At 67.7% G+C, this 16,446-nt stretch carries 15 protein-coding genes and 2 pseudogenes; 10 read left to right on the forward strand and 7 right to left on the reverse strand.

What is annotated here, in order from left to right:
• A partial coding sequence (locus ACGFWI_RS38215; protein ID WP_393910678.1) for a YhgE/Pip family protein occupies positions 1-380 on the forward strand: 380 nt, incomplete at its 5' end.
• A 498-nt stretch (positions 381-878) separates the two neighbouring features.
• Here the strand turns inward: ACGFWI_RS38215 and ACGFWI_RS38220 are convergent.
• Both ACGFWI_RS38220 and ACGFWI_RS38225 read right to left on the reverse strand, forming a co-directional pair.
• Complete coding sequence (locus tag ACGFWI_RS38220; RefSeq protein ID WP_393910679.1) at positions 879-1,565, reverse strand: 1,4-alpha-glucan branching protein; 687 nt, start codon at positions 1,563-1,565, stop codon at positions 879-881.
• Between the two features lie 361 nt (positions 1,566-1,926).
• Entirely contained in the window at positions 1,927-2,580 is a 654-nt protein-coding gene (locus ACGFWI_RS38225) for a hypothetical protein (protein ID WP_393910680.1), read from the reverse strand.
• Positions 2,581-2,729: 149 nt separating this feature from the next.
• Here ACGFWI_RS38225 and ACGFWI_RS38230 point away from each other — a divergent pair, with 149 nt between their 5' ends.
• From ACGFWI_RS38230 to ACGFWI_RS38240, 3 genes are all read left to right on the forward strand, one after another.
• A complete protein-coding gene (locus ACGFWI_RS38230) occupies positions 2,730-3,512 on the forward strand; it encodes a phosphotransferase enzyme family protein (protein WP_393910681.1) in 783 nt (260 codons plus the stop codon).
• A 194-nt stretch (positions 3,513-3,706) separates the two neighbouring features.
• Complete coding sequence (locus ACGFWI_RS38235; protein WP_393910682.1) at positions 3,707-3,901, forward strand: hypothetical protein; 195 nt, start codon at positions 3,707-3,709, stop codon at positions 3,899-3,901.
• A gap of 245 nt (positions 3,902-4,146) precedes the next feature.
• Positions 4,147-4,971, forward strand: a complete 825-nt coding sequence (locus ACGFWI_RS38240; protein WP_393910683.1) for an SDR family oxidoreductase — start codon at positions 4,147-4,149, stop codon at positions 4,969-4,971.
• Positions 4,972-5,210: 239 nt separating this feature from the next.
• Here ACGFWI_RS38240 and ACGFWI_RS38245 read toward each other — a convergent pair whose 3' ends face one another.
• On the reverse strand, positions 5,211-6,092 hold the full coding sequence (locus ACGFWI_RS38245; protein ID WP_393910684.1) for a sigma-70 family RNA polymerase sigma factor: 882 nt from the start codon (positions 6,090-6,092) through the stop codon (positions 5,211-5,213).
• 73 nt (positions 6,093-6,165) lie between these two features.
• Here ACGFWI_RS38245 and ACGFWI_RS38250 point away from each other — a divergent pair, with 73 nt between their 5' ends.
• Together ACGFWI_RS38250 and argG are read left to right on the forward strand one after the other, a co-directional pair.
• Positions 6,166-6,867 (forward strand): FMN-dependent NADH-azoreductase, encoded by a 702-nt coding sequence (locus ACGFWI_RS38250; RefSeq protein ID WP_393910685.1) that lies wholly within the window; start codon positions 6,166-6,168, stop codon positions 6,865-6,867.
• Between the two features lie 880 nt (positions 6,868-7,747).
• Positions 7,748-9,193 (forward strand): argininosuccinate synthase, encoded by a 1,446-nt coding sequence (gene argG / locus ACGFWI_RS38255; RefSeq protein WP_393910686.1) that lies wholly within the window; start codon positions 7,748-7,750, stop codon positions 9,191-9,193.
• A gap of 529 nt (positions 9,194-9,722) precedes the next feature.
• Here argG and ACGFWI_RS38260 read toward each other — a convergent pair.
• Positions 9,723-10,130, reverse strand: a complete 408-nt coding sequence (locus ACGFWI_RS38260) for an RNHCP domain-containing protein (protein WP_393910692.1) — start codon at positions 10,128-10,130, stop codon at positions 9,723-9,725.
• 439 nt (positions 10,131-10,569) lie between these two features.
• Here ACGFWI_RS38260 and ACGFWI_RS38265 point away from each other — a divergent pair, with 439 nt between their 5' ends.
• Positions 10,570-10,851 carry an IPT/TIG domain-containing protein gene (locus ACGFWI_RS38265; RefSeq protein ID WP_393910687.1) on the forward strand — a complete coding sequence of 94 codons (282 nt, stop codon included), beginning with the start codon at positions 10,570-10,572 and terminating at the stop codon, positions 10,849-10,851.
• A 273-nt stretch (positions 10,852-11,124) separates the two neighbouring features.
• On the opposite strand, the gene ACGFWI_RS38270 is transcribed toward ACGFWI_RS38265, so the two are convergent.
• The gene (locus ACGFWI_RS38270; RefSeq protein WP_393910688.1) at positions 11,125-11,286 is read right to left on the reverse strand and encodes a hypothetical protein; all 162 of its coding nucleotides are present in this window, start codon (positions 11,284-11,286) and stop codon (positions 11,125-11,127) included.
• A gap of 165 nt (positions 11,287-11,451) precedes the next feature.
• Positions 11,452-11,889 (reverse strand): nitrilase-related carbon-nitrogen hydrolase, encoded by a 438-nt coding sequence (locus tag ACGFWI_RS38275; protein ID WP_393910689.1) that lies wholly within the window; start codon positions 11,887-11,889, stop codon positions 11,452-11,454.
• A 917-nt stretch (positions 11,890-12,806) separates the two neighbouring features.
• Here ACGFWI_RS38275 and ACGFWI_RS38280 point away from each other — a divergent pair.
• The 3 genes and pseudogenes from ACGFWI_RS38280 to ACGFWI_RS38290 all read left to right on the forward strand — a co-directional run bounded on the left by ACGFWI_RS38280 (position 12,807) and on the right by ACGFWI_RS38290 (position 15,404).
• Positions 12,807-13,691 (forward strand): SigB/SigF/SigG family RNA polymerase sigma factor, encoded by an 885-nt coding sequence (locus tag ACGFWI_RS38280; RefSeq protein WP_393910690.1) that lies wholly within the window; start codon positions 12,807-12,809, stop codon positions 13,689-13,691.
• Positions 13,692-13,769: 78 nt separating this feature from the next.
• Positions 13,770-14,021: pseudogene (locus ACGFWI_RS38285) on the forward strand (plasmid stabilization protein); the annotation flags it as partial.
• Positions 14,022-14,783: 762 nt separating this feature from the next.
• Positions 14,784-15,404 (forward strand): hypothetical protein, encoded by a 621-nt coding sequence (locus ACGFWI_RS38290; protein WP_393910691.1) that lies wholly within the window; start codon positions 14,784-14,786, stop codon positions 15,402-15,404.
• Positions 15,405-15,441: 37 nt separating this feature from the next.
• On the opposite strand, the pseudogene ACGFWI_RS38295 reads toward ACGFWI_RS38290, so the two are convergent.
• A pseudogene (locus ACGFWI_RS38295) lies at positions 15,442-15,819 on the reverse strand (restriction endonuclease); the annotation flags it as partial.
• Positions 15,820-16,446: the final 627 nt, after the last annotated feature.

Here is a 16,446-nt window from a genome sequence, read left to right on the forward strand (position 1 = left end):
ACCGCTTCGGGACGCTCGCGCTCCTGGTCACCGCAGCAGCGGCCTTCGTCGCCGTCGATCACTGCCTGCGCACCGTCTTCGGGGTGCCGGGCGACGTCTTGTCACTGGTCCTGCTCATCCTCCAGCTCACCGCCTCCGGCGGGCTCTATCCGCTGCCCACCGAGCCGGCCTTCTTCCAGGTGCTGAACCCGCTGCTCCCGATGACCTACCTGGTCGACGGATTGCGGGTCACCGTATCGGGCGGGCTCACCGCGAACCTGCTGCGGGATTTCGTGGTCCTCTTCCTCTTCACGGCCGGTTTTCTCGCCATGACTGCCCTCGCCGTACGACGCCAACGGGTGTGGACCATCGGGCGCCTCCACCCTGACGTCTCCCTGTGAGTGCCGGGGCATTGCCGCGCCAGGCTCGCCCATCGCCGTGCCAGGCTCGCCGTGCGACCAATCCGGGCCCGCACCGGAAACGAATGGCCCGTTAGGCACCGGGCCCGCACCGGAAACGAATGGCCCGTTAGATACCGGGCCCGAACGCGATCTGCCGGAAGGGCCGTTTGGCCGCCTGGCGGCCGCCGGCAGGAGGAGGCTGGGCGGGTAGCGCTCTCCGCGTCGCCATCCCTCCGGCGTCGGCGGAGGGGGAGGCAAACCCGGCCGTGCCGGGCACAGCCTTCCCTTCCGTCGTCCTCCCTTCCGCCGTCCTCGACGGTTCCGGTAACAACGTCCCTCTCGATCACCCGCAGTCGGTCGATGCGCTCTTCGCACGCCGGCTCGACAGGCTGGGCACCCGTCGGCGGACGAGTTCGGATCTGCCCTCAGGCCGTATCGTCAATCCGCTCCCATCCACCACTCCACATCAAGCGACGTCCTTGATTGACAGGGCACTGCCTAGATCTGGGGGACGGCGTGCAGGATGGCGAACAGCCCCCGGGCGCGGGTGCCGTCCGGAAGTTGCCAGGCACCGGCGACGTGGCCGGTTGCTCCCGGTGGACGGAGGGCCGAGCCGTCGGGGGAGGGCCGCAGGACCCGGTGCAAGCGGAGGGTCGCGCCAGGCGGGGCAAGCAGTTTGGTGCCCTCTTGGTCGTCGGTGGCGGCGTCGGTGGCGGTGGGGGCGGTGGGGGCGAAGTTCGTGAGGGTTGGGCCGTCACCGGTGTAGGAGCGGGTGACCTCCCGGTCGGGGGTGTCGCTGGCGTTCTGGTCCTGGGCCTGGAGGGGGCCCTCGATCAGGGCGAGCAACTGGGCCACCAGCACCGGGTCGTGGCAGGCGTCGTATGCCCAGCGCCGCCCCAGAACTCCGTGCTGCATCGTGCCGACGAGGGCGTGGTCCGCCCCGTCGAGCGGGGCACTGCGATAGGTGAGCGGTACCAGGTAGGTGGCCGGGTGGGCACCGGAGGTGTCGGCGACCGCCATGAACTCGATCCCGACCTCACCCTGCGGATCGTCCAGGCGGAAGCCGCCGGCCTTGGCCAACTCCGGTTCGCCCGTGCCGCCGTGGTACCACGATCGGGAGGGAAGCCAGGAGGTGAGCAGTTGAAGCTTGGTCGGATTGAGGGCGGTGTGGTGGATGACGGCCATGCCGAAGGTTCTCCTCCGTTGAGCGGGTGCGAGCTTCGTACCTTCCCGTCTGGGTGGCGCCGGCGAAGCTCCTGATGAGAAGGGGAGCGCAGAGCAGCAGGACGGAAGCCGGCTCAGCGCACCGAGCAGGCCGCCCGGGACGGCTTGGCCGGACACGATGACATCGGCAATGGCCCGGCGAGGGCGGAATGAGGGAGGAATGAGGGCGCCGTCAACATCGCTGGGTCCCTCGCCGTGTCCGCTCTCGCGTACACACCGGCACCCGCCGCATGCCGACGGTTCAGCGGTCTGCTGGACGGTCTTCTCGCAGGCGTCGTACAGAACCTTGGCCGGCGTGGTCCGGTCCGCGGTGGTCCACTGGTCAGCCCTTTATGGAGAAGAAGATCGTGTCCTGGGTGTACCAGTCGATGTTCTTCGTGGCGTACTCCCACTCGTCGTGCTCGAACTCCAGCTTCTCGATGAGGAGTTGAGTCTCATAGGTGAACCCGTCGTCCATCCGGCCCAGGACCGCGCGGTAGGCGTCCGCGGCGGCCTTGGACTTGTCCAACGGGAACATGCCGATGTGCGGGCCGTCCACGGGATACGGGATGGAGAAGGGGATCTCTGCGGGCGGCCCGGCGAAAATGTAGTCGTGCGGCAGGAGATCGGCGCTCACGCCCAGGCGGCGCAATTCGTCGTCCAGCAGACCGAAGAAGGTGCTGGGCTTGGAGTACACGCCCAGGTCGGAGGGGTCGGAGCCATTGCGGTCGATGATGTGCTGAAGAGCCGTGTAGTAGGCGCCGGCCGCGTACTCGGCGTCTGAGCCGGCGTGGCCGGCTATGAGATGGTCCAGCGCCTCCGGGACGGACAGGCCCAAGTCGATGCCCTGGTGGTCAAGGTCGAGTTGGCTGGCCTGCGCGAGCTCGCGCATGACGTCGAGGTTGCTCTGCTGATCGGATGTCAGGCTTCCGGCAGCCCCGAGAAATGCCACGACGTCGGCTTTGTCGGCGGTGTTGAAGGAGATGATTCGGCTCATGAGTGCCATGCTGCCACTCACCACTGACATCGGACTCGACAAGCAGTGGTTCTCGCACAGCCTCTCAACTTGACCTTCGACCTCCCGGTCTTGCCTTGATTGCCATTATTGAGGTGATCGCGGCTGGGGTGGTCGGCCAGACTGGCTCTGTGAAGCACGTTGAAGAGCAGCCGTTGACCGGCGGGAACGTCAGCGAGGGCGTCGTCCGTGTCGGGGATACCGTCCGCCGCCCCGTCGGGCCGTGGACCCCTGGAGTGCACGCCTTGCTCACGCATCTGCACGAGGTAGGTTTTCGGGCTGCTCCTCGCCCCCTCGGCATCGACGATCAGGGCCGTGAGGTGCTGACCTTCGTGCCGGGAAACGTGGTCTGGCCCGACCGGTTCTCCCTGCTGGAGCCCGCTCAGCGGCTGGCCCGCGTGGCACGTCTCGTCAGGGACTTCCACGATGCCGTGCAGGACTTCACGCCACCACCAGACCCTCACTGGCAGGTGCTTATCCCCGCCGAGGGAAGCGAGATTATCGCCCATCAGGACCTGGCTCCATGGAACCTCGTGGTCGGCGAGGAGAACGAGTGGGCCTTCATCGACTGGGACACGGCCGCCCCGGGATCCCGGCTGTGGGATGTCGCGTATGCCATGCACGGCTTCATCCCGCTGTCGGCGCATCCCGGCCGGCAGCGCACCGATGCCGGAGACCGGCTGCGGATCTTCGCCGACGCCTACGGCCTCGACGAGTCCGAGCGGCGTCAGCTGGCCCCCCTGCTGGGGCGCCGCACCCGCTCCATGCATGACTTCCTGCGGGACCAGACCACCTTGGGCAACCAGCCCTGGGCCACCCTGTGGGCGGAAGGCCACGGCGACGTCTGGCGAAGCGACGCCGAGTACATCGAGCAGCGCGAAGAACAATGGGCGAGTGCCCTGCTCGCCAGTTGAAGAACAGAACCCGCACGAACGTCCCACACGACCACTCGCCCGGGTCGTCACGGAACGCGCCGACGGCCTTGGCCCGCTCATGTGCAGCAAACATGTGCAGCACATCGACAGGTGACTGACTGAGGTGTGGAGATGAGTGGGCTGCACCAGCGAGGTCAGCGAAAGGCGTCCGACGGGCTGTTCAGGAACCGCCGGTGGACCGGCTGCCCGCGCCCTTCCGGGAGCTGAACGAGGCACTGGTGGCCGGGGTACGGAACGGGCTCGAAGCACTACGGGAAGACGGCCCGCCGGGCCTGCGCATCGCCCAGGTGCAGGAGGCCGGCCACATGCTGCACCTCCAGGCACCGGAAGAAGTAGGCCGCCTCGTACGGGACTTCTTCCTGCCATGAGCCTGGCCGCCGAGCTGGTTCCTCTGCGATCCGGTCCATTGGTACGCCGGTGGACCGGTGGACCGGTGGACCGGTGGAGCGGTGGAGCGGTGGAGCGGAGGAGCGGATGAAGACGCTCGCGATGTGGAGCCGGGCAAGTCACCGGGCAGGTCAATGGTTGCGGTCTTCGCCGGCCTTGCTGTGCCGAGGTCCGGGCAACCGGTGCCCGAGCGGAGCTGGGCTGGGCTGCCCTACCGTAGGGCGCTATGAAGGTCCTGATCATCGGCGGCAGCGGGTTCCTGGGGTCGGAACTTGTGCGCCAGACGACGGCTGCGGGCTGGGAGACGGCCGCGACGTATTGTTCCCGGCCCGGCAGCATTCCCGGAGCCTCGTGGCACCAACTCGACCTCCGCGCCCCCGGGCACGTCGACGAGGTACTGGCCGCGGTTGCCCCCGGTGCCGTCATCAACGCAACGAGCGGTAGGAGCGACTGGGCGGTCACCGCCGACGGCTCGATCCGCGTGGCGATGGCCGCGACGAAACGCGGTTGCCGCCTGGTTCAGGTCTCCAGCGACGCCGTGTTCTCCGGCTCCCGGATTCACTACGACGAGACCTGCCTGCCCGACCCGGTCACCCCGTATGGTGCGGCAAAGGCAGCCGCCGAGACCGCTGTGCGGCTCCTGGCGCCCACCGCTGCGGTCGCACGCACCTCATTGATCATCGGGCACGGCAATTCCGTGCACGAGCGCATGGTCCACGCCCTGGCCGCCGGCACCGACGACGGCGTCCTGTTCACCGACGACATGCGCTGCCCGGTGCATGTCGAAGACCTGGCCTCCGCCCTGCGGGAACTCGCCATGTCCGACCAGGGCGGGATGTTCCACCTCGCCGGAGCGGACGCCCTCAGCCGTCACGAACTCGGCGTTCTCCTCGCCCAACGCGAAGGACTCGACCCGACCCGGCTGCCTGCCGGGCGCCGGGCCGACACCCTCATGCCCGGGGCACTCGACGTCCGCCTCGACAGCAGCGTCACACAGCGGCGCGTACGCACACGACTGCGTGGAGCACGGGAGTTCCTCCAGGTCCGGTAGGACGGAAGCAGAGTGCCGCAGACCGCCAGGACCTTTCCTCTGGATCACCGGACGGACCGGAGTAACACGCCGCCGATGTGCAGTCCGATCAGGTAAATGACTGCGGTTTTCCCCGTCGCTGGTGGCGACACCACGCCACTGCTGCAATCGTTGCGCCTTGTCGGCGAGGAGCACGTCCGGCCTGGTGCGAGCCTGGGCTGTCCACATCGGCGAGAGGCTCGCAGAATTCTCGCAACAGGTCAGTTGAGGACGGCGAGGTCGAGTCGCTGGAGGCGTGCGGGGTCGGCGATCACCTCGTACCCGGCGATCTTGTCATCCTCGATGGTGAAGGTGAGAGCGAGCAGCAGTTGGCCGCGCGGGGCCACGATGACTCCCACATCGCCGTTGACCAGTGCCAATTCGGCGAGCTGCGACCTGCGGGCAAGGACGACCGTCCCCTCCGCCACGCCCCGAGCGCCACGCACCTCTGCGGCTCCGCCCGGCGGCACGGCGGCCGGGTCGGCGCGGCGCACCACGTCGGGGGCCAACACCGCAAGGACCGCGGTGAGGTCACCGGTCCGCGACGCGGCAAGGAACGCTGAGGCGACCTGTCGGCGCCGGGCGAGTTCGGCGGTTGGAGCCACGGGAGTGCCCTGTACCTTGTGGCGCGCGCGGCTGGCGAGCTTCTTCGTGGCCACCGGCGTGCGTTCCACGATGGGCGCGATCTGGTCGAACGGTACGGCGAACATATCGTGCAGGACGAACGCGATCCGTTCGGCGGGGCCAAGCCTGTCCAGCACCACGAGGAGCGCTCGGCTCACCGAGTCGGCCAACAACGCCTCACCCTCGGGAAGGTTCCCCTGAGTGGAGTCGGAGACTGCGTCGAGCACCTGCTGCTCGGTCAAGTCTTCTGGTCGTGACCTGCGGGAGCGCAGTATGTCGAGACAGATACGGGTCACCACTGTTCGCAGCCAGCCGGCCAGGTTGTCCAGATGGTCGGCATCGACCCGGCTCAGACGGAGCCACGCTTCCTGCACAGCATCATCGGCCTCGTCCAGTGAGCCAAGCATCCGGTAGGCAACTGCCCGGAGCTTGCCACGCTGCTCCTCGAATCGTGCCGCCAGCCCATTGCGCTCGTCCACCGGTCACCTTTCCTCGCCTTGCTCCGTCACCTCTCATGACGAACGCAACGAACCTGAAGTGACAGGAGAGCCGGTGTCATCCTTGCTGCACCTGGATTCCAGTGCCGATCGTTCCGGCGACTCGGTCAGCAGGCAACTGACCGCATTGTTCGCAGATACCTGGCGGGCCGTGCATGGCCCGGCCGGGTACCGATACCGCGACCTGGCTGCCGACCCCGTGCCGCCTCTGGATACGGCCTACTGCTCACTCGGCCGACGAGTGGAGCAACACGGCCTCGTCCCACTGTCCGGAGTGGACATGCTGATCGAGAGCCCGGCCGAGAAGCGGGAGTGGGCACGGACCCGCCCGCTGGTCACCGAACTGCTCGAGGCAGACACCGTGCTGGTCGGTGCCCCGATGTACAACTACTCGGTATCCGCCTCGCTGAAGGCATGGCTTGACCGGGTGGGCTTCCCGGGGGTTTTCATCGACGCAGAGACCGGGGACAGCCTGCTGCAGAGTACGAGGCTAGTGGTGATCAGCACGCGGGGCGGGGCCTATGGCCCAGGCACGCCACGGGAGGCATGGGACTTCCAAACACCCTGTCTGCGGGCGTACTTCGGCAAGCAGGGGATGGCGGAGGAGGGCATGAATTTCGTCAGCGCTGAGATGACCTTGGCCGAACTTGTCCCGCACCTGAACCGCTTCCGGCCGCTGGCGGCGGCGTCGCTGGCTGCGGCGCGAGCCAAGTTGACCGCGCTGGCCACCGCCGCAACCCGGTCGGCTACGCACTGATCAGAAGTCCATCGCCCACGGGGTGGGCGGCAGATCCATCAATGCGATCGCCGCCGCGCTCCTCGGCTCCGCCACGCTCGCCGCGACCTGCGCCCGCCCGTTCGGCCGCCGCTGCCGGCCACAGCCGCGGTCGTGGCCACTATGAGCCGGCCGCGCAGCACCACCGCTCGGCGGTGGTGCTCGGCTCGATCCGGTACGACAGTCCCGGGCGCGACGACCGCTCCAACCGGGGGCCTGAACGCCGAGTACGTGACGGTGAAGAACACCGGCCGCATGGCGGTTGACCGCCATGCGGCCGGACCTCCTCGACCCTCTGGGCGCATCTGCCACTTCGGCGATGTGCGCCTCAGCGGCCACTCGATGGTCCGCGTTCACGGCGGCATCGACCACGACAATCGCGGCGAACTCTACGAGTACCGTCGCCCCCACGCCTGGGGCAACACCGGAGATTCCGTGACGCTGCACCACACCGCTGCCGCAGCGTCGGCGCCGCGGTCGTTGGGGTAGGCCGGGCGGCAGGCGGCAGGCGGCAGGCGGCAGGCGGCAGGCGGCAGGCGGCAGGCGGCAGGCGGCAGGCGGCAGGCGGCAGGCGGCAGGCGGCAGGCGGCGGTCCGCTGGGAGGCGCCGGAGTCCCAGTCCTCGGCCAGCGGCACCACGTGGTCGACGTCAAGGCCGGTCGGCCCGTCGCCGGTGGTGTCGTCGTAGTAGGAGCGCCAGGCGCCACCCGTGATTTTGCAGCCGGCAGTGACGGGGTGGGCTGGGTGACGGCTGCGACAAGGAGGACTTCGTTGCGGGTGCTGCAGCCGTCCTTGTCGTCACCGATCCCCTGCCTTCGCCGAGCCCCTTTGCATGTTCATGCGAGACCGTGCATACTCTTTCTATGTCTAAGGTCCTCACCTCCCTTCCCGCCGGCGAGCGTGTCGGCATCGCCTTCTCGGGCGGCCTCGACACCTCGGTCGCGGTCGCGTGGATGCGCGACAAGGGCGCCATCCCGTGCACCTACACCGCCGACATCGGCCAGTACGACGAGCCCGACATCGCCTCGGTGCCCGGCCGTGCGAAGACCTACGGTGCCGAGATCGCGCGCCTGGTCGACTGCCGCGCGGCTCTGGTCGAGGAGGGCCTGGCCGCACTCACCTGCGGGGCGTTCCACATCCGCTCGGGCGGGCGTGCCTACTTCAACACCACGCCGCTCGGCCGCGCCGTCACGGGCACCCTCCTGGTCCGGGCGATGCTCGAGGACGACGTACAGATCTGGGGCGACGGCTCGACCTTCAAGGGCAACGACATCGAGCGGTTCTACCGGTACGGCCTGCTCGCCAACCCGCACCTGCGGATCTACAAGCCGTGGCTGGACGCGGACTTCGTGACCGAGCTCGGCGGCCGCAAGGAAATGTCGGAGTGGCTGCTCGCCCACGGCCTGCCCTACCGCGACAGCACGGAGAAGGCGTACTCCACCGACGCCAACATCTGGGGCGCCACCCACGAGGCCAAGACCCTGGAGCACCTCGACACCGGCGTCGAGACCGTCGACCCGATCATGGGCGTGCGGTTCTGGGACCCCTCGGTCGAGATCGCCGCCGAGGACGTGACGATCGGCTTCGACCAGGGCCGCCCGGTGACGATCAACGGCAAGGAGTTCGCCTCCCCGGTCGATCTGGTGATGGAGGCGAATGCCGTCGGCGGTCGGCACGGCATGGGCATGTCCGACCAGATCGAGAACCGGATCATCGAGGCCAAGAGCCGCGGCATCTACGAGGCGCCCGGCATGGCCCTGCTGCACGCGGCGTACGAGCGCCTGGTCAACGCGATCCACAACGAGGACACCCTCGCCCAGTACCACAACGAGGGACGGCGCCTCGGACGGCTGATGTACGAGGGCCGCTGGCTGGACCCGCAGGCGCTGATGGTGCGCGAGTCCCTGCAGCGCTGGGTCGGCACGGCCGTCACCGGCGAGGTGACCCTGCGGCTGCGGCGCGGTGAGGACTACTCGATCCTCGACACCACGGGCCCGGCGTTCAGCTACCACCCGGACAAGCTGTCCATGGAGCGCACCGAGGACTCGGCGTTCGGCCCCGTGGACCGGATCGGCCAGCTCACCATGCGCAACCTCGACATCGCCGACTCGCGCGCCAAGCTGGAGCAGTACGCCGGGCTCGGCTTGATCGGCACCGCCAATCCCGCCATCGGCGCCGCCCAGGCGGCCGCGACCGGGCTGATCGGCAGCATGCCGGAGGGCGGCGCCGAGGTCATCGCCTCCCGCGGCGAGGTCTCCGGTGACGACGAGATGCTGGACCGCGCCGCGATGGAGTCCGGCACGGACTGACCAGTCCCGTCGAGCGGAAGGCTCGGCACCCCCGAGGGGATGCACCACCGGAAGGCCGGCTCGGCGCCAACAGCGTCGAGCCGGCCCTTTCCGTTACCCGGGGGGCCGCTGGTCATGCCGTCACCGCCACGGAGCCCCGATGTGGTGTGGAGGGTCGTACCGGAGAGCGATGACACCCGCCGGCTGGCCGGGAGCCGCTTCCCGCCTGATGGGCACTCGGCAAGAAAGCCCCGCATCCGCTCCGCATCGACCCTGATAAGGGCCTCTACACCCTGCTCGCCGAGCCACGCCAGGGTGAGTAGCGTTGTTGCATCCTCGACGCCACTGTCCAGATCCACCCGGCCCACCGGCGGCCATGGTCACCACCCTCCTCAGGCCCCAGGCCGGGCTCGGTTACGGAGCTCTCGGAGCAGGCGGACCATCAATATCAAGCTCATCGCCTGTTTCTGATCTCATGGGTGGTGCTGGGGTGTTGAGTCTCTGGGCAATAAGGAAGCGGCTCCCGCCGTGGGCGGGAGCCGCGGGGGCGTCAGACGTGTGTCCGGCGCCGGTTGGTGTGTCCGGCCTCGTGAGGGCTGAGGCGCATGAGGGCGAGGACGGTGTCAAGGTCGTCGCCTTGGCGCGGGTCGTCAGCCATGCGATTGCGACGGCGGGTGCCGCAGCCTGTGCATAGGTGGACGATCATGTAGCCCTTGGCGGAGTGGTGCTCGACGGCGACCGGGCGCATCAGCGCACGGCAGTCGTTGGCGCGGTCTCCGGGCGAGAGGTCCACGTGCAGCGAGTGCAGGCAGTGCGGGCAATGGTTGCGGTAGCTTCCGTTGACCAGTGCCGCGACCACCTTGCCGCAGTTTTCGCAGTTGAAGCCGGTGTTTTCGGTTGTTCTGCTGATGGTGCTGCTCCTCAGCGAGTCGAAGGGGTCTTCAACTCGGAGGCGCAGGGTTCCGTTCGTTCTCCCCCTGCCGGAGCAGGGGTCGCAGGCTTGACTGGGGAGTGACGCGGTTCACCGCCGCTCTGGGCGGGCGATTACTTCCGGCTCCAGCTTCACCAGAGTGCGCTTACAGCTCTGGATCCGGACCACGACCGGGTTTGTGTATTTGTCCCAGCCACTGTCACGCGGGTGTGCCACGTGCCGCCGGTAGGTGTCCATCCAGTCTCATTGCCGTCGGCGTCGTCCCCCGTCAGGCAACATCAGCAGCGGCATGCTTCATCGTGATCACGCCACCTCCTTGATCTCTGGGTCTCCGTCGTCTGTCGGTGTGCTGCGGAGACTTTCACCATCTTATTCGGGGCCCGCGGTCGTCTGGAAGGGTGCTGGTCAGGCGGCTTGTGCAGGTCGGGGCGGAGTGACGGGCAGGCGGGTGTCGATGATGCCCCGTATGCCAGCACGCCGAAGCCGCCATTACCTCCGCGTCGGCACCACCACCTTGTTCGCCGTCCTTGAGGCGGCGACGAGCAAGGTCATCGGATCCCTTCACCGTCGCACCGGGCTGCCGAGTTCAGGAAGCCCTCGCCAAGGTCCACAAGGAAGTCCCCGTCGGCCTACGGCGGGACCCGCGCCCGTGGTGGTCAGCGCGGTGACCCCGAGCACGGGGAAGGCCGGCACCCAAGTCACCATTGATGGTTCGGGCTTCGTCCCGGGGGCGGCCGTGCGTTTATGAACAACGCCGCGCGCTCGGTCACCGTCGAGTCGCCTCTGGGAGCCACCGGAGATCTCCCTCACCGCACCCGCCGCGCCGCAAATGCGGAGTTGACCTCCACCCGCCAGCGCAAGCAGCTCACGGTGCGGCTCAGTGCTGACGGGGTCGGTTGATGTCGTTGCCGAACAGGACCGCAAGGCACAGGAGCGGCAGTGGGCCTGCCCGTCGTTTCGGCGGGGTCGCCAGTGTTGGATGGCGTCCCAGCGAGGTACAGGAACGGTGTGTACCGGCTTCTCAGGCGGCGGAAGGGTCGGGTGCGGTGCTGGTCGTGGCGGGCGTGGGGCGCCAAGGGCGGGCCAGGGCGGTGATGGTGAGTACGACGACGCCGGTCAGGCATAGCCAGGCGAAGGCGTCGCCGATTCTGTCGTAGATCGTGGTGACGCCGTGCGTGGGCACGTAGGCCACCATGGTTTGCCGGCCGGTGGTGAAGGCATCGGTGGTGGCGACGACATGTCCCTCGTTGTCGTAGGCGGTCGAGACGCCCTCCGCGTCCTAGCGGAGCAGTGAGTAGCCGCCGTCGATGGCACGCAGGCTCGCCTTCTCGGTGTGCGGGCCGCCGTACTACTTCCAGTCGTGTGAGGGGACGAGCATGATGTCGGCGCGGGTGTGCATCATGGCCGGGTAGTCGGTGTCGTAGCAGATGACGTTGGCGATGCGGCCGTACGGGGTGTCGGCCACGGGCACACGGCCATTACCGGTCGTGAACTTCTCCGAGCCGGGAATGGGATGCGCCTTCTGATAGGTCCACTGCACCTTCCCGCTGGGGTCGATGAGGATCGCCTCGTCCTGGCCGTAGGCGGGTGCGGTCGTGCTGTAGACACGGACGCCGATCTCCAGGTAGATGCCCGACCGGCGGGCCTGCTCCTGTGCAGCCGCAATGGCGGCGGACTCGTGGGACTCCTGTGTACTGAGGGCGTCCTCGGGCCAGACCACGCTCTTCGCGCCGGCGGCGGCCCCGGGCCGAGTTGAGGCCAGCAGGTCGTTCTCGACCGCGGTCATTGCCGGTTCCACCTGTGAGGTGGGTGCGGCGGCAATGCCTGTCGCCCCATCAGCGAACCGGCTGAGCGTGGCCTGGAGCGCGTCGGTCACGGTCCGACTGGGGCTCACCCCGGGGATTCGCACGGTCGCCCCCGTGGGCGGGCCGAGGGCGAGTCGGGCGCCGCCTGCGAGCAGGACGGTCAGTAGGACGACCCCGTACACGAGGCCGCTGCGCCACGACGGCCGCTGCCAGATCCGGTTGATGGTGCTGGCGAAGTAGGCGATCAGGAATCCGATCCCCCACGGGCTCGTGATCGAGATGACCTGCAGGAGGGGGAGGTCACCTGCCGGGTCCTTCTACGTCCGGCGATTGCCCAGCCGTAGTGGGGCCTCCTGCTCCTGATCGCCGGATGTTGACCAGATGTCCTCGACTGTGAAGGCGGATGCGAGGCCTGCCCGAGTCACGCAGCGTCCCCGCCAGGGCTATATCGCCGAGCCCCAAACAGAGCTGTGGGCGGGAGAGACCGCCCGGGCCTGCGCACGAGCCGGGCCTCGATGAGGAGGAGTCCCTCCAGGCGGAGTGCCCGGTAGGTCGCGAGCCAGTTGCGTCTCAATCTGCGAGGAGAGACAAGATCGCGCAGCACCGCGAGGTGGGTCTTACCTGGTCGGCTCGTTCCTTGCCTTCATGAACAGGGTCGGAGCGCGTGCCCGTCGTCCGGCTTCTCCCTTCAACACCTGGCGGGGCGCCGCCGGTGGACGGGAGGTACTGGGCGTCGAGTGGTGGTTTCAGAAGTGGCAGGCGTTCGCGGTGGGTCGGCCACCGAAAATCTGTGGCCATGGTTGCCACGCGGAAATAGTTGCCTCATGGCAGTTTTGTGTGTGGTCATCGGGTAGGTGACGGCGTGACGACATGAAGGGGAGAGTAGGGAGGAGCAGCCATGACAACGGCAGCGACGCAGGCCCATATCTCGGTGAACCACTCGGACAGGAGCGCCGCATGTGAGACTGCCCGGTCGTCTGTGCCGCAGGTGGAGGAGGCTCAGCACGTCGCCCCGCAGGACGCACGTCGCCTGTCGAAGCTGTTCTTCGAGCGGTTGTCGGACCTGGAGGAAGGCACGCCGGAGTACCAGTACGCGCGCAACACGCTCATCGAAATGAACCTGTCTCTGGTGCGCTATGTCACGCGCCGCTTCCGCAGCCGCGGGCAGGAGATGGAAGACGTGGTGCAGGTCGGCACGATCGGCCTGATCAAGGCCATCGACCGCTTCGATGTGTTGCTGGAGAACGAGTTCACCACCTTCGCCATCCCGTATATCGCCGGTGAGATCAAGCGGTTCTTCCGTGACACGACCTGGTCCGTGCACGTCCCACGGCGGCTGCAGGAGCTGCGCCTGGACCTTGCCCGCGCCCGCGAAGTGTTCGAAGGGCGCGGTAACCCCGAGCCGTCCGTCGCCGACTTCGCAGCCCATCTGGGGCTGGGGGAGGAGGAGGTCATTGAGGGACTGGTCGCCTGCAACGGTTACGACGCCGGCTCCATTGACCGGCCCATCGAAGCCGGCGGCGGCAAGCAGCAGACCGGGCTCATCGCCGACCTGATCGGCAATGAAGACCCCGCCCTCGCACTGGCCGAGGACCTCCAGGCCCTCAAACCACACCTGGCCGAGCTGGATGAGCGTGAACGCACCCTTCTCGAGCTCCGCTTCGGCTCGGAGATGACACAGGCCGAGATCGGCAAGGAATTGGGCCTGTCCCAAATGCATGTCTCCCGCATCCTCACCCGAATCTACGCCACCCTGCGCGAAAGCCTCCTCGCCGAGGCATAGCCGAGTACTTCTTGTCTGCCAAACCAGCTGCTTGGGTAAGGGCAGGCGGGACCACGCGCCTGGGTGCGGGGCGGCATGGGAGCTAGCTGTTTGCACCTGAAGGAGATCGCCGCGTGGACCGTCAACAAGGAACGTGCGAGATCAGGGGACGGAAAGTCGGCCGACAAGGCCTCGACCCGGGATCCGAAGTCATCCTCGCAGCGGGGTGGCGGGCCCTCCAGCGGCGGCTCGCAGGGCGCGACGAAGGACCAGATGTGTGAAGAGGCGAAGAAGAACGCCCAGGGCCGCTCGACCATGAACAAGCTGGAACTGCGCAAGAACCTGTACCGCCGAGCCCCATCAGCGGCTGACCACACCCGTCAGTTCCCGCGAGCGGGGCTCCTTGCTGGATGAACCTGATGGCGCGACCGCAGGCCACACAGGGCTTCTACGCGGCGATGCTGGCTGGGTCTGTTGCCCGGGGATCCTGGGCGAGGAGTTCTCCGTGGCCCTGGCAGGCGGGCGTCCTGTTGCCGGTGCGATGACGAACTCGGTGTGCCCCTGCAGGAACGGGCCGGCGGCGAGCACCCAGATGACGCATGGCGCCCGCTGCCCTGCACTCCGGGGCTGGTGGTTCACCGCGCTCCTCGCCTCGACGCACCGGACCGGGGCGGTCAGTTGGCGGGATCGCCAGCAGCTGGCACGGCCTCTCCCTCCATCTCCGCCTGGGAGGCTCTTCGGTTACCCATCCGCGGCGCCGCCGCCGCTGCTTTGCATCCGGCCCGATCTTCGGTGCCTTGAGCGCCACCCCCAGGGAAAGAGAACAGTCGTGCCGTCTATTACCACCGCCGATCCACGGCCTTACGACTGCAGTTGGAGGCAGCGTTTTCCGCCTCTTCTCTCGTCGTGATGGCAGGACGGTCAGCGCATCGGTCCGGCTTCGTGCCCGTCCGCGGGTGGCTGGACTCCGGCCCCCTTGATCATCAGCAGGTTGCAGGCTATGAAGGAGAGGGAACTATGTCGGGTGCCCGCACCGTGGCTCGTACGAAGCACCCCCGGCACGAGCGGCGCGGAGAAGCACGTCTGCCAGGGGTGATCGCCATCCTTTCCGCGATGGCCCTCTACGTGGCTTTGCCGCAACAGCTGCTGGTCGCGCCACGCTATGTACTGCCAGGCTTGGAACTTCTGCTGCTCATACCGTTGTTCGCGATCAACCCCAAGCGCCTCACTCGGGAGACCAGAGTCTCCCGCCTCCTGTCCCTGACCCTGGTATTCATCATCGCGGCAGGCAATCTATTTGCCTTGGGCATGCTGCTCCATGACTTGCTGTCCGTCGGGGTGAAGGACGGGCGCTCCCTCCTGGTGGCGGCGTTGCAGGTCTGGCTCACCAACATCATCGTTTTCGGTCTGGCGTACTGGGAATTGGACCGCGGCGGGCCCGTCCGTCGCACTCAAGCGCCTCGTAGCGAGCTACCGCTGGCGGACTTCCGCTTCTCCCAGGACGAGAACGACGACGCGGTCCAAGAAGTCGCGGACGGCTCCAGCGGCAGGTCCGACTGGGTTCCCACCCTGATGGACTATCTCTACATGTCCGTGACCAACTCGACGGCTTTCAGCCCCACCGACACCATGCCGCTCTCGACTCGCGCCAAGCTCATGATGAGTGTGGAAAGTATCTCTGCGCTGCTGACCTCGCTCCTGGTGATCGCCCGTGCGGTGAGCCTCCTGCACTGACAGCCCCTCCCCGGGCATAGCAGCGATATCGTCTTGATCAGCCGTCGGCCTGCCATGGGGCTGGGCCGGTTCCCGCTTCCCAGGCCAAGAGCGTGTGTCGTGATCGAGGCATCGGATGCCGCTCTGCTGCGCGTATGCACTGCGGGTTCGGTGAAGGTACTGGTGGTGACGACTGCTGCGATGTCGGCGTCACGGACGGTGAAGCAGGTCCCGCCGAAGCGTTGGAGATCCTGGGACCCGACCCGACCCGGTTGGCTTCGCCGTATTGCTTGCACTGGATGACGAGGCGGAGTCCATCGGGCGTCACAGCAAGAACATCGGCACCCAGGTCATTGGCGCCGCCGACGACGTGGGTCTCCCGGCAGCCATCGCGTTCACACCGGAGCGCCACCATTTGCTCGAATTCATCCGGGCACACGTGGGCATCATCGGCCAGATACACGTCCTGGTCTGATGGGTCTTCCTCGCCCTGGAAGCTGAGTTCGGGGGAGGCCGGGGGCTCTTGGGCACACGGGGTGTCGGCCCCTCGGTGCCGCGACCGTTGACGTCTCCGAGGCGCCGGGACAGGCAACGCCGCGCCGGCTGACCGGGCCGGTGTCGGCCACCGTCCAGGGCAGCTAACGGGCGCCGACCGACTGCGGGCGGGCCTGGGAACCGCCTTCACGGTCCAGGGCGTCGGGTCGACATCAGGCGATCAGGAGCAGGAGGTCCAGCTGCGACTCGACAACCGCGAGGCATGAGGCAGTACCTGACAGCAGCCCCTACGGAGCAGCCTCGTGGTGAGGCAGCGCCTCACGGCGGTCAAGCCGCGGGGCGGGGGCCAGGGCCCTGTACTGGAATCGCCAACTCGACCAGGCCGGGCCCAAGGAGCTGACCGATCGGGTCAACGAGCTCCCGGCGGCCGTGGAGCAGATCACCCTGGAACGTGACGAGATACGTGTCCCGATTGAGTGGTGTGCATCCTGAAGTTGCAGGTCATGGGGCTGGTGTGCGCGGGCTTCGGAATACTCGGGCTGGTCGGCGGCCGGTGTCCACGGTGAAG

The organism is Streptomyces sp. NPDC048434, from assembly GCF_043200375.1.
In the GTDB taxonomy this organism is placed as follows: domain Bacteria; phylum Actinomycetota; class Actinomycetes; order Streptomycetales; family Streptomycetaceae; genus Streptomyces.